The organism is Streptomyces incarnatus (assembly GCF_001027185.1).
Taxonomy (GTDB): Bacteria; Actinomycetota; Actinomycetes; order Streptomycetales; family Streptomycetaceae; genus Streptomyces; species Streptomyces puniciscabiei.
Genome location: NZ_CP011497.1, coordinates 1,682,577 through 1,695,206 on the forward strand (window position 1 = coordinate 1,682,577; position 12,630 = coordinate 1,695,206).

Sequence of the window (12,630 nt, forward strand, 5' to 3'; positions counted from 1 at the left end):
CGCCACCTTGCCTCGACTCAGAGAATCTCGACATCAACAAACCATTGAAGTTCCACAATGAGGAAACTACTATCCACTGTTCAGAAGCGCCTGCCCGCACAGTCGGCGCTGTTCGCCCTGTACGTGCCACTTGGCACCCGGTGCCACCGCTGAAGGAAGTGACAGCTCATGTCCGCACCAGCGCCGTCCCCGCTGGCCATCGTCGACGCCGAGCCTCTGCCCCGGCAGGAAGAGGTCCTCACGGACGCGGCGCTCGCCTTCGTGGCGGAGCTGCACCGGCGGTTCACCCCGCGCCGTGACGAACTCCTCGCCCGCCGGGCCGAGCGCCGCGCCGAGATCGCCCGCACCTCCACGCTCGACTTCCTCCCCGGGACGGCCGCGATCCGCGCGGACGACTCCTGGAAGGTCGCCCCGGCCCCGGCCGCGCTGAACGACCGGCGCGTCGAGATCACCGGACCCACCGACCGCAAGATGACCATCAACGCGCTCAACTCGGGCGCCAAGGTCTGGCTCGCCGACTTCGAGGACGCCTCCGCACCCACCTGGGAGAACGTGATCCTCGGCCAGGTCAACCTGATCGACGCCTACACCAGGAACATCGACTTCACCGCCCCGAAGTCCGGCAAGACGTACGCCCTCCGGCCGAACGAGGAGCTGGCGACGGTCGTCATGCGCCCGCGCGGCTGGCACCTGGACGAGCGTCATCTGACCGACGCCGACGGCCGCGCCGTCCCCGGCGCCTTCGTCGACTTCGGCCTGTACTTCTTCCACAACGCCCAGCGGCTGCTGGACCTCGGCAAGGGCCCGTACTTCTACCTGCCGAAGACCGAGTCGCACCTCGAGGCCCGGCTGTGGAACGACGTGTTCGTCTTCGCGCAGGACTACGTCGGCATCCCGCAGGGCACCGTCCGCGCCACCGTCCTGATCGAGACGATCACGGCCGCGTACGAGATGGAGGAGATCCTCTACGAACTGCGCGACCACGCCTCCGGGTTGAACGCCGGCCGCTGGGACTACCTGTTCTCCATCGTGAAGAACTTCCGTGACGGCGGGCCGAAGTTCGTCCTCCCGGACCGCAACGCGGTCACGATGACGGCCCCGTTCATGCGGGCCTACACCGAACTCCTCGTGCGCACCTGCCACAAGCGCGGCGCGCACGCGATCGGCGGCATGGCCGCGTTCATCCCGTCCCGCCGCGACGCCGAGGTCAACAAGGTCGCCTTCGAGAAGGTCCGGGCCGACAAGGACCGCGAGGCCGGCGACGGCTTCGACGGCTCCTGGGTCGCCCACCCCGACCTCGTCCCGATCGCCATGGAGTCCTTCGACAAGGTCCTCGGCGACCGGCCGAACCAGAAGGACCGGCTGCGTGAGGACGTCCACGTCGAGGCTGCCGACCTGATCGCGATCGACTCGCTGGACGCGAAGCCGACGTACGCGGGCCTGGTCAACGCCGTCCAGGTCGGCATCCGCTACATCGAGGCCTGGCTGCGCGGGCTCGGCGCGGTCGCCATCTTCAACCTGATGGAGGACGCGGCCACCGCCGAGATCTCCCGCTCGCAGATCTGGCAGTGGATCAACGCGGGCGTCGAGTTCGAGAACGGCGACAGGGCGACGCCCGAGCTGGCCCGCAAGGTCGCCGCCGAGGAACTGTCGAACATCCGCCAGGAGATCGGCGAGCAGGCGTTCGCCGCCGGCCACTGGCAGGAGGCCCACGACCTGCTGCTGAGGGTCTCCCTGGACGAGAACTACGCCGACTTCCTCACCCTGCCGGCGTACGAGCAGCTCAAGGGCTGACGCCTACCCGGTCCTGTCCGAGTGGCCCAGGGACTTCCCCGGGGCCACTCGGTCGCGTACGAGGCGCTTGACCGCGGTGGGCTCCGGGAAACCCTGCGCCGTGCGGTCCCACACCACCTCGCCGTCGACGCGGACCACGAAGACGCCCCCGGTGCCGGGCTTGAGCGCCAGCTCGGTCAGCTCCGCCTCGAAGGTGGTGAGCAGCTCCTGCGCCAGCCAGGCGGCGCGGGGCAGCCAGCGGCACTGTGTGCAGTACTCGATCTGTACGCGATGACTCATCCGCTGCACCTCATCCGCTGTGCCCATCCGCTGTGCCTCATCCCAGGTGGACCGTCCAGTCCTGTTCCGCCGCCGGCTTGCCGTGCAGGTCCGGGACGCGCTTGAGCCAGGCCGGGCGGCCCGCCTGCGTCCTCGCCGCGCGGGCGGCCTCCTCGGCCACGAGCTGCTCGCGGCTCGGGAAGTCGGTGGGCAGCCACTCGGGCGACCGGCGCACCCGGGCCAGGAGGTAGTCGACGTAGGCGGCGCGGACGTCGTCGGGGCTCGCGAAGCCGGCGTCCTCGGCGAGCCAGGCGTCCGGCACCTCGGCGACGATCCCGCGCAGCAGGTCCTCGGTCACCTTCGGGGCGAGTTCGGCGTCGGCGGCCCGGACGTCGGGGGCGTAGTGGCCCAGGGCGTGATGGCGGAAGTCGTACCTCTTGCCCGGGGTCGTGGTGTCCCAGCGGTGGTGGAAGACCAGGGCGGCGCCGTGGTCGATGAGCCACAGACGGGGCGGTACGGTGCCGAGCGTGGGCCAGACCATGAGGTTGGAGCTGTGGACCGTACGGTCCACGTTGACGGTCAGCGCGTCCAGCCAGACGATCCGGCCCGCCTCCAGCGGGTCCACCGGGAAGCTCTTCGCGATCTCCGGGGTGAAGTCCCGGGCGCCCGGCAGGTAGTCCATGCCGAGGTTCACGCCCGCGCTCGCGCCGTGCAGCTCCCGCACCTCCTGGTGCGGCTCGGCGGCGGCGATCGCGGGGTCGAAGTGGACGAGGACCAGCTCGGGGAAGCGCAGCCCGAGCGCCCGGGCCAGCTCTCCGACGATCACCTCGGCGACCAGCGCCTTGTGCCCCTGCGCGGAACCGGTGAACTTCACGACGTAGGTGCCGAGGTCGTCGGCCTCGACGACCCCCGGCACGGAGCCGCCGGACCGCAGGGGGTCACGTATCGGGTGGCAGTCACGTCGCGCAGCACATCGATCAGCCTAAGGCAGGCCGGTGAAGTGACATCCCTCACAGCGGACCCGGCAACCAACCATCCCGGGTAGTAGAAGCGGCTCCGCTGACATATGGGATTTGTCCGGCTTGCCGCCGAGGCGAACCGCTCATCGGGCCACGGCACAGCGCCCGTTCGGCACCGCCCCGTATTTGCCCCTCGTTCCGCCGACCTGACAGGGCGCCAGACCTTTGCAAACGTCGCGTAAGCGAACCCGGCATCTCTTCGCCCGGCTGACAAGAGCCTTGAACCGCTACGAGAGGCGGTAGTAGGAGCCGCCTTTGCGCTGCTTGTGAGGCCCTCCCGAAAATGAGCGCCCCGGCGATCACCGAGCGAGGTTGACGAATGGCCAAGCACCGCAAGACGCAGCAGTACCGGCGCATAGTCGTCGCCGCCGTCGCCATCGGAGCCGTGGGCGTGCCGTCCGTCGCCCTGGCGTGTTCCGACTGGCCGTACGGCGGCAGGGACCGGGCCGCCGACGCCGCGGCCACGGGCACGCCCCAGCCGTCGGAGCACCACGGCCACCGGCACCACCGCCATCACCACCGCAACGGCCACCACCCCACAGGCACGCCGAGCGCCACCGCGTCGCCCACCCAGCGGGCCACGGCGCCCAAGCCCAGGAGCACGACCGCTCCCCGTACTCCCCGGCCCACCGCCACCGCGTCCAGCGCTCCGAAGCCGACGCCCACGCCCACGGCCACCGCGTCCGGCGCCGTCGCGCGCGTCGTGCAGCTCGTCAACGCCGAGCGCGCCAAGGCCGGTTGCCACCCGCTGACCGTGAACCCGGAGCTGGCCAAGGCGGCGCAGGCCCACAGCGCGGACATGGCGGCCCACCAGAACATGTCGCACACCGGGTCCGACGGGTCCTCCCCGGGCGACCGCATCACGCGGGCCGGCTACAGCTGGAGCGCCTACGGCGAGAACGTCGCCTACGGCTACGCCACCCCGGAGCAGGTCATGAACGGCTGGATGAACAGCCCCGGGCACCGGGCCAACATCCTCAACTGCTCGTACAAGGAGATCGGCGTCGGTCTCGCCCAGCCGGGCAGCTACTGGACCCAGGACTTCGGCACGGCCGGGTGAGCGGCTGCGGCACGGCCGGGTGGGTCCCGCGCCGGGTCAGCCGCCCGCCAGCGGGTTCGGCAGGGGCAGGTAGCGGGCGTCCGCGCCGTCCGCTCCGGTCCAGCGCAGCAGCAGGTTGGTCTTGCCGGGCAGCGTGGGCGAGGTGAGCAGGGATGGGATCTCGGGCAGGCCGTGCCGGGCGAGTTCGCGGCGGGCGGCGGGCCAGGGGTCGAGTCCGGGATGGTGTTCGGCGAGGGCGGCGGCGATCTCGGTGAGATGGTTGACGACCAGGCAGTACACCAGCCGCTCCCAGCCCGCCGCGCGGGTCACCTCCGGCAGCAGCTTGGCGCCCTCGGCGTCCCGGAACAGCGCCTGGACGGGCGCGCCGGCCGCGTCCACGGCGACGAGGGTGTTCTGCAGATGGGCTTCGAGGACGACTCCGTGGTCGTCGAACGCCGTGAGGGCGGGCGGCACGACCTGGCGCAGGTAGGCCTGCCACCAGGCCGCCGGGTCGGCCGCGGTGGCCAGCGGGCTGCCGTCGAAGCCCTCGGCGAGGCCGGCGGCGAGCAACGGGGTGGCGCCCGGCAGCAGATGGCCGCGCAGGCCGTCGCGCACCAGGACGGCGAGCTCCTCGAAGGCGAAGGCGGCCGTGCGGTAGCCGCGGTCGCTCAGCCAGGCGGCGGGCGGGCCCAGCGCCGCGAAGGCGTGCCGGGCGGCCGCGTCGGTACGTTGCAGTCGGCGCAGGTCGTGGCGCCAGAGCCGGCGGATGTCGTTGGTGATGCGGACGTCCAGGCTGAACTTCAGGAACAGGTCGCGCCGGGGCTCGTACACCGTGCGGATCGCCGCCGTCGGCCAGGTGTCGAAGGCGGTCGTGCCGAGGCGGAGCAGGCGGCCGTCGGCGAAGGCCGGGGTGAGGTCGCGGCCGACCAGGTCCAGCTGCCAGGGGTGGGCCGGCAGCAGGCGGTAGCCCGGCGGGGCCGAGCCGAGCGCGTCCAGGGCGCGCGTGTCGCCCTCCTCGGCCACCTGGTCCTCGCGGACGCCGAGCAGCACCAGCGGGAAACGGGCGTGCGCCTCGGGGGCGTACGGCAGCCAGGAGGCGACCGGGCCGCCGCCGCGCGCCTTGGGCGCCGGGTGGTACGGGTGGCCGCCGATCAGGGACTGCTCGGACCGCAGATACGGGTCCGCGGGTGCCGTCGCCCGGGCGCGGGCGGTGAGCAGCGCCGCGACCGCGTCCCGGCTGTCGACCATCTCGGCGGGCAGGTCGCCGCCCGGCAGCCCGGTGTGCCCGCGCAGCTCCTCGGCGACCAGTTTGACCAGTTCGGAGTGGCCGACGCGGTGCCAGGTCCCGGCCGCGCGCACCTCGGGATCGGCGGGGCGCCGACCGGGTCGCACGCGCAGCAGCCGCCCGCTCGGCAGCCGGTGGATCCGCGGGTCACCGGGGTGCCCGAGCGGCTCGGCCACCTCGCGCAGCAGGCAGTTCAGCAGGGGCGCGGCCGCGTAGGCGTCGGCACGGCCGCCGACGGCTCCTGGGGCGGGTGCTCCGGAGGAGGGTGAGGAGTCCACGCGATCCATTCGTTTCGTCCGGGGTGGTCGCGATCAGTATGTCTGTCGTCGCCGACAATCGTCCTCCGTGCGCCGTGTACCCGAGGAGCCGACCGTGCACCGTCCCCCCGCCGCCGAGACCCGGGTCGCCGAGGAACTGGCCGCCGTCCGGCCCGGGCTGCTGCCCCGGTACACGGCGGAGCTGCCGGGCGCCCGCGCCGCGGTGCTGACCCGGCTGTGGCGGGCGCTGGCCCATGAGCCGCTGCCGTGGATCACCGGCAGGGTGCACGGCGCGCACAGCCTCGCGCTGCGCCTCGCGGACGGCCGGACGCTGTACGGGCCGCACGCGGACCCGTACGCCACCGGCGCGTACGTCACCGGAGTCCGCCTGGACCGGGAGCGCCAGGTGGATCCGGCCGGGCTGATGACCGCCCTCGGCGTGCCGCACGGCCCCGCGTTCGCGGCCGAACTGGCCGACAGCGTCGCCTCGTTGGCGCTGTCCCGGGCCGGCGCGGATCACCCGGAGGAGTGGCCGGTGGCGGTCCCCCCGGCCGACGGCCGGGTGAGGGACTGGGAGTGGGAGCAGCGGGTGACCGACGGGCATCCGTACCACCCGGGCTGCCGTTCCCGGCCCGGTTTCTCCGTGGCGGACCAGCTCGCGTACGGCCCGGAGCACCGGCCGGTCGTGGAGCTGCGGACGGTGCCGGTGCCGGCGGACGGGTGCCTGGTCACCGGCGACTGGCCGGAGGAACTGCGGGACGGCGAGCGGGTGCTGGTGCCGGTGCACCCCTGGCAGGCGGACCACGTCCTGAAGCGGCCGTACGCCGCCTGGCGCCCGGCCCACCCCCTGCTCTCCCTGCGCACCCTGGCGCTCCCGGACGGCCCGCATGTGAAGACCGCGCTCAGCGCCCGGCTGACGTCCTCGGTGCGGGACATCTCCCCGTACTCGGTCGAGGCCGCCGCGCCCCTGTCCGCCCTCGGCGAGGAGCTGGCGGCGCGCACCGGAGGCCTGCTGCACGTCACCCGCACGCTGGGCGCGGTCTCGGCCCGCTCCCCGGACCTGGCCGCGCTGCTGCGGGAGTCGCCCGAGGTGTACGCCGGGCCGGGCGAGCGGGTCGTGCCCGTGGCCGCGCTCGCCACGACGGCCCTGCCCGGCTCCCCCGCCTGGCTGGCGGCGTTCACCCGGCTCGCGCTGGCCGTGGGGCTGCGGCTGCTCGACCTCGGCGTGGCCCTGGAGGCGCACGGCCAGAACCTGCTGGTCATCCTGTCGGCCGACGGCACCCCGCTGCGGCTGGTCTACCGCGACCTCGCCGACATCAGGATCAGCCCGGTCCGCCTGGCCCGGCACGGCATCGCCCCGCCGCCGCTGACCGGTCGGCTGATCACCGACGACGAAACCGCCCTGCGCCGCAAGCTGTTCGGCTCCCTGGTGGCGGGCGCCCTGGCCGGTACGGCGGGTTCGGGCCCGGCCCTGGGAGCGGCGCTGACAGCCGCCGTACCGGACCTGCCCGACACCCCCGACCTGCGTGTCCTGCGCGAAGGGCCGCTGCCGGCGAAGGCGTTGACCCTGATGCGGCTGTCCCTGCGGACTCCCGGCGACCAGTGGACGTCGCTGCCGAACCCGCTCGTTTTGGAGCACGCACCGTCTGATCAATAAGATCCGCCGATGATCACAAGACAACGGCTGGCGGCGGGCGTCTGTGCTCTGCTCGCCGCCCTGGCGGCCGGGATCGCGTTCCCCGGCGGGGCCGTCGCCGACGAGACGGAACAGGCCGCTCCGAAGGTCGAACTGGTGCTGGACGTCAGCGGTTCCATGCGGACGCGGGACATCGACGGCGGCTCCCGGATGGCCGCGGCGAAGCAGGCGTTCGACGAGGTGCTGGACGCGACGCCGCAGGAGGTGCGGCTCGGCATCCGCACGCTGGGCGCCAACTACCGCGGCAACGACCGCAAGGAGGGCTGCAAGGACACCGCGCAGCTCTACCCGGTCGGCCCGCTGAACCGGACCGACGCGAAGACGGCGGTGGCCACGCTGCAGCCCACCGGCTGGACACCGATCGGGCCCGCGCTGCTGAAGGCGGCGGACGACCTGAACGGCGGCAGTGGAACCCGCCGTATCGTCCTGATCAGCGACGGTGAGGACACCTGCCAGCCGCTCGACCCGTGCGAGGTGGCCCGCGAGATAGCGGCCAAGGGCATCGGTCTGACCATCGACACCCTCGGCCTGGTGCCCGACGCCAGGACCCGCGACCAGCTCAGCTGCATCGCGGACGCCACCGGCGGCACCTACACCGACGTCCGGCACAAGGAGGAACTGTCCGACCGGGTCGGCCAGTTGGTCGACCGGGCGGCGGACCCGGTGGTGACGCCGGTGGCCACCGAGGGCGCCGCGCAGTGCGCGAAGGCGCCGACGCTGAAGTCCGGGCTGTACACGGACCGGGAGGAGTTCGGGCAGCAGCGCTGGTACAAGGTCGACGTCGACCCCGGCAAGGAGCTGCGCGCCTCGGTGAGCGTGGCCGACGACCGTGCCGTGAACCCGGACTACGGGGTGCTGCTGCGGGCGGTGACCGTGCCCGGACGCGAGATCGTGCGGGGCGAGGCCGCGGGCACGGGCCGTACGGACGTGATCTCGACGGGTCTGCGCTATCCGAAGCCGGCGAGCGACGACGACAACGCGCCCGCGGAGACGGTGTGCCTTGAGGTCACCAACTCCTTCTCGCCGGCGTCCGGTGTGAAGACCACGCCGGGTCTGCCGCTGGAGCTGACCGTGGACGTGGTGGACGGGCCGTCCGGGCATCACGACGTGGCCTCCTTCGGCCTCGGCCGTGGCTGGTGGCTGCTGGGCGTCCTGGTGCTGACCGGCTTCCTCGCCGGTCTGCTGTGGGGCTGGCTGTCGCGCTGGCGGATCGCGGTCTGGAGGACCAACTGATGCGGATCACACGAGTGCTGGGCGGGGCGCTGCTGGCGCTGGGCCTGGCCGCCGGGCCGGCCGCCGCCGACACCCCGAGCCCCTCGCCGAGCGCGTCCGCCGACGGCTCGGCGCCCACCAGGGCGGGCACCTCCTTCCGCACGGCGACGGAGCTGGAGCAGGGGCAGCAGGCCACCGCGTCCGGCTCCACCGGTGACTACATGTACTGGTCGTTCCCGGCGGACATCGGCCAGCGGCCCACCGTCAAGGCGAAGGTGAAGCTGCCGCGGACGCACGGCACGCAGAGCTGGCAGCTCGACGTGTACGACGGGCTGCGGCGCCGGCAGGCGTGCCAGTACGGCGCCGACCCCCGTACCGCCGCGCCGGACGCCTCCTCGGTCGAGCTCGCCTGTGTGCTGCGTACGGTGCGCGGCTGGGCCGAGCCGTCTGCCAACGACCCGCTGCCGGGGACGTACTACATCCGGCTGACCGTCGTGGACCTCGGCGCCGGCGACCTCGGTCAGCCCGTGAGCGCCGAAGTACGCGTCGACTCCAAGGACATCGGCGGTGCGGCCGCCGCGGACGGCTCGCTGGGCAAGCCGCTGGTACCCGGTATCGCCGTCACGTCCTCGGAGAAGACGGACGGTTCGAAGCCGGCGGTGCTGTCCAGCTTCGGCTCGCACGACGGCTGGTCCTCCGGCTGGTGGTCCGACCGGTGGGTGTGGACCGGGATCGGGGCCGTGCTCGCGGCTCTCGCCGGGATCGGCGGGTATGCGCTGACGCGGGGGTCGGGACGGCCGTCGCGGGTGCCGCCGAACGCCTGAACCGACGTGACCGAAGACCCGCCGGCCGGCGGGTCTTCGCTTCACGCCGTTACGCCTCCGGCCTGCCGCGTCTCCCTGCGGGCGCCGGCAGGCGGATACCGCCACGCGCCGAGGTGGCGTCAGGCGGGCTGCGGGACGGGCGTCGCCGGAGCGGTCGCGACCTCGCGGGTCTCGCGCATCAACAGCAGGCCGTTGACCACCATCAGTGTCCCGGTCAGGCCGTGGACGCCGAGCGCGGTGGCGACGGAGCCGTGGTGGGCCAGCACGGTGGCCATGTCGCCGTACGCGGCGAGGGCCTCCACCACCAGCACCCAGCCCAGCGCCCGGCGCCGGCCCGTCACCAGCAGGATGCCCAGGACCAGGGCCAGGACGACGTCGCGGATTCCCTTGATGATCAGGAAGCCGCCGCCGTCGCCGGACGGCCAGCTCGGCAGGCCGAAGCTCGGCGCCGTCGTCTCCGGGCTCAGGATGAACTCCCCTCCGAACCACAGGATGAAGAGGATGAAGGCGGCGACCAGGACGGTGTTGATCTTCTTCAGCGACATCGTTCTTCTCCTCGCGCGTGTGCGTCGGCTTGGCGGGCTTCGTGGAGCGAGGGGGCGACCGGACGGGCGAAGGCGGCGGTGATGACGGCGACGCGGACGGAGCGCCCGTCACGTCCGCCGGCCTCACGCCCCGGCGCCGCCCGGGCGCGCGGCTGCCGGGTCATAGGTCGATCTGCTCGAAGATGTGCGGGTACGACACGATGTCGTCGGGGAAGTCGGCCGCCATGCGCTGGAACTCCGGGCTGCCGAACGCCGTGGCGAGCGCCTCGGTCGACTCCCAGACGGCGACGTTCATCAGAAGCCGGCTGTCCGCCGTTCCCTTGTGCATCCGCAGGGAGACGAATCCCGGCTGAGCCTTCATGAACTCGGCCTGCCTCCGGAAGAGGGCCAGGAACGCCTCAGTCCTCTCCTTCGGGACGAAGAAGGTGTTGGCCAGGACGACGGGCCCGGCCTTCTCCTTGAACTGCGCGAACATCGGCGTATTCGGGTCCAGGCTCTGCAGCGTGGCCATCTTCGGCACTTCCTCTCGCTGTCGGTTGTCCGTGCCGCTCCGTGGGCGATGGGTGGGTGAGTGCTCACTCACCCCCTTCGCCGCCCCTATGGTGAGTGAGTACTCACCCACCTGTCAAGCGCGTGGGAGCACGCGGGGCGACACTCAACGAGCGCCTGCCGAAGCTCAGTTCAGTGACCTCAACGTCCTGCCTGGGCGGCAGGATCAGCCCTCAGCACCGACCGCTGTTCACCGTTGCCCGGGGCAGGCGTCCCGGAGCGCCTTCGCCGGTGCGCCGTCGCCGGTGACCGTCACCCGGCCGTCCCGTACCGCGTCCCTCAGGCCCACCTCGCCCCGGGCGACCGCCTCGCAGGTCGCCGCGTCCATCGTCAGGCGGGCGTCGGGCTCGGCGGGGGCGGGTCCGTCGCCGTACACCGGGCCCTCCGGCGCGCCGAGGCGCAGATGGAAGTCCCCCTCCGTCAGCCGGACTTCGACCAGGCCGTCGCCCTCCAGTGCGCGCAGCAGCGGCAGGGCGAACCAGTGGGCGCGTACCGCGTCCGTCGGGCGCCGCTCCCCCAGTTCGGCCTCGCCCCAGCTGCCCAGCGCCTGCAGAACGGGCAGCAACTGACGTCCGCGGCCGGTGAGTTCGTAGACGTAGGCGGCGCCGGGCGGGGGCAGTCGGCGGCGGGTCGTGAGACCGTCGCGCTCCATGTCCTTCAGCCGGGAGGCGAGTACGTCCGTGCTCACGCCGGGGAGGTCCGCGTGCAGGTCCGTGTAGCGGCGGGGGCCGGCCAGCAGCTCCCGGACGATCAGCAGCGTCCAGCGGTCGCCGACGAGATCGAGGGCGCGGGCTGCGGAGCAGTACTGGTCGTAGCTTCGGCGTGGCGACATGCGACGCAGTCTAGACAAGACGTTGGACTTTCCAAGCGTCCACTTGGTAAAACCAAGCAACATCAGTTTCCGGAGGGGCGCATGGAGTTCCGGCAGTCGAACAAGCTCAGCGAGGTCTGTTACGAGATCCGCGGCCCGGTGATCGAGCAGGCCAACGCGCTGGAGGAGGCGGGGCACAGCGTGCTGCGCCTGAACACCGGCAACCCCGCGGCCTTCGGCTTCGAGGCGCCGGAGGAGATCCTCCAGGACATGATCCGGATGCTGCCGCAGGCGCACGGCTACACCGACTCCCGCGGCATCCTCTCCGCCCGCCGGGCGGTCGCCCAGCGCTACCAGACCCTCGGCCTCGAGGTCGGCGTGGACGACGTCTTCCTGGGCAACGGCGTCTCGGAACTGATCTCCATGGCCGTACAGGCGCTGATCGAGGACGGCGACGAAATCCTCGTCCCCGCCCCGGACTACCCCCTCTGGACCGCCGTGACGACGCTCGCCGGCGGCAAGGCGGTGCACTACCTGTGCGACGAACAGGCCGACTGGAACCCGGACCTGGCGGACATGGCGTCGAAGATCACGGACCGCACCAAGGCCGTGGTCATCATCAACCCGAACAATCCCACAGGCGCGGTGTATCCGAAGGAGGTCGTCGAGGGCATCCTGGACCTCGCCCGCCGGCACGGCCTGATGGTGTTCGCCGACGAGATCTACGACCAGATCCTCTACGACGACGCCGTCCACCACTCGGCGGCCGCCCTCGCCCCCGACCTGGTCGTCCTCACCTTCTGCGGGCTGTCGAAGACGTACCGGGTGGCCGGTTTCCGCTCTGGCTGGCTGGTGGTGACGGGGCCCAGGCAGCACGCGCGCGACTACCTGGAGGGCCTGACCATGCTGGCCTCCATGCGCCTGTGCGCCAACGCGCCCGCCCAGTACGCCATCCAGGCCGCGCTCGGCGGCCGGCAGTCCATCCGCGAACTCACCCTGCCCGGCGGCCGGTTGCACGAGCAGCGCAACGTGGCCTGGGAGAAGCTGAACGAGATCCCCGGCGTGTCCTGCGTGAAACCGAAGGGCGCGCTGTACGCCTTCCCGCGCATCGACCCGAAGGTGCACAGGATCCTGGACGACGAGAAGTTCGTCCTCGACCTGCTGCTGCGCGAGAAGATCCAGGTGGTCCAGGGCACCGGCTTCAACTGGCCCTCGTCCGACCACTTCCGCATCCTCACCCTGCCCCACGCGGAGGACCTGGAGGCGGCGATCGGCCGGATCGGGCGGTTCCTCGGCGGGTACCGGCAGTAGCCCGTTTCGCTCGTTCGCGCGCTTGTGCGA

11 protein-coding genes and 1 pseudogene are annotated in these 12,630 nt (G+C 72.3%); 6 read left to right on the top strand and 6 right to left on the bottom strand.

Features of this window, described 5'->3' with window-relative positions; translation table 11 throughout:
• Positions 1–168 precede the first annotated feature (168 nt).
• Positions 169–1,794 carry a malate synthase A gene (gene aceB / locus ABB07_RS07450; RefSeq protein WP_208897968.1) on the top strand — a complete coding sequence of 542 codons (1,626 nt, stop codon included), beginning with the start codon at positions 169–171 and terminating at the stop codon, positions 1,792–1,794.
• Between the two features lie 3 nt (positions 1,795–1,797).
• Here aceB and ABB07_RS07455 read toward each other — a convergent pair whose 3' ends face one another.
• Positions 1,798–2,073, bottom strand: coding sequence for an Rdx family protein (locus ABB07_RS07455; protein WP_208897969.1), 276 nt, complete (start codon positions 2,071–2,073; stop codon positions 1,798–1,800).
• A 37-nt stretch (positions 2,074–2,110) separates the two neighbouring features.
• Positions 2,111–3,024: pseudogene (locus tag ABB07_RS07460) on the bottom strand (HipA family kinase).
• A gap of 366 nt (positions 3,025–3,390) precedes the next feature.
• Here ABB07_RS07460 and ABB07_RS07465 point away from each other — a divergent pair.
• Positions 3,391–4,131: a CAP domain-containing protein gene (locus ABB07_RS07465; RefSeq protein ID WP_208897971.1), complete on the top strand. Its 741-nt coding sequence runs from the start codon at positions 3,391–3,393 to the stop codon at positions 4,129–4,131.
• A 36-nt stretch (positions 4,132–4,167) separates the two neighbouring features.
• Here the strand turns inward: ABB07_RS07465 and ABB07_RS07470 are convergent, their stop codons facing one another.
• On the bottom strand, positions 4,168–5,682 hold the full coding sequence (locus ABB07_RS07470; RefSeq protein WP_208897972.1) for an IucA/IucC family protein: 1,515 nt from the start codon (positions 5,680–5,682) through the stop codon (positions 4,168–4,170).
• A gap of 85 nt (positions 5,683–5,767) precedes the next feature.
• Here ABB07_RS07470 and ABB07_RS07475 point away from each other — a divergent pair, with 85 nt between their 5' ends.
• The 3 genes from ABB07_RS07475 to ABB07_RS07485 are packed head-to-tail and all read left to right on the top strand — an operon-like array spanning position 5,768 to position 9,384.
• Positions 5,768–7,309, top strand: coding sequence for an IucA/IucC family protein (locus tag ABB07_RS07475; protein WP_208897973.1), 1,542 nt, complete (start codon positions 5,768–5,770; stop codon positions 7,307–7,309).
• Positions 7,310–7,318: 9 nt separating this feature from the next.
• Entirely contained in the window at positions 7,319–8,581 is a 1,263-nt protein-coding gene (locus ABB07_RS07480) for a VWA domain-containing protein (protein WP_208897974.1), read from the top strand.
• Complete coding sequence (locus tag ABB07_RS07485) at positions 8,581–9,384, top strand: hypothetical protein (protein WP_208897975.1); 804 nt, start codon at positions 8,581–8,583, stop codon at positions 9,382–9,384. The genes ABB07_RS07480 and ABB07_RS07485 overlap by 1 nt, the downstream gene beginning before the upstream one ends.
• A 119-nt stretch (positions 9,385–9,503) precedes the next feature.
• Here ABB07_RS07485 and ABB07_RS07490 read toward each other — a convergent pair whose 3' ends face one another.
• The 3 genes from ABB07_RS07490 to ABB07_RS07500 form a co-directional block, all read right to left on the bottom strand.
• Entirely contained in the window at positions 9,504–9,929 is a 426-nt protein-coding gene (locus tag ABB07_RS07490; RefSeq protein ID WP_208897976.1) for a DUF4267 domain-containing protein, read from the bottom strand.
• Between the two features lie 160 nt (positions 9,930–10,089).
• Positions 10,090–10,440 carry an antibiotic biosynthesis monooxygenase family protein gene (locus ABB07_RS07495; protein WP_208897977.1) on the bottom strand — a complete coding sequence of 117 codons (351 nt, stop codon included), beginning with the start codon at positions 10,438–10,440 and terminating at the stop codon, positions 10,090–10,092.
• Positions 10,441–10,668: 228 nt separating this feature from the next.
• Positions 10,669–11,310, bottom strand: a complete 642-nt coding sequence (locus tag ABB07_RS07500) for a winged helix-turn-helix transcriptional regulator (RefSeq protein WP_208897978.1) — start codon at positions 11,308–11,310, stop codon at positions 10,669–10,671.
• Positions 11,311–11,391: 81 nt separating this feature from the next.
• On the opposite strand from ABB07_RS07500, the gene ABB07_RS07505 reads away from it, so the two are divergent.
• Positions 11,392–12,600, top strand: a complete 1,209-nt coding sequence (locus ABB07_RS07505) for a pyridoxal phosphate-dependent aminotransferase (protein ID WP_208897979.1) — start codon at positions 11,392–11,394, stop codon at positions 12,598–12,600.
• Positions 12,601–12,630 lie beyond the last annotated feature (30 nt).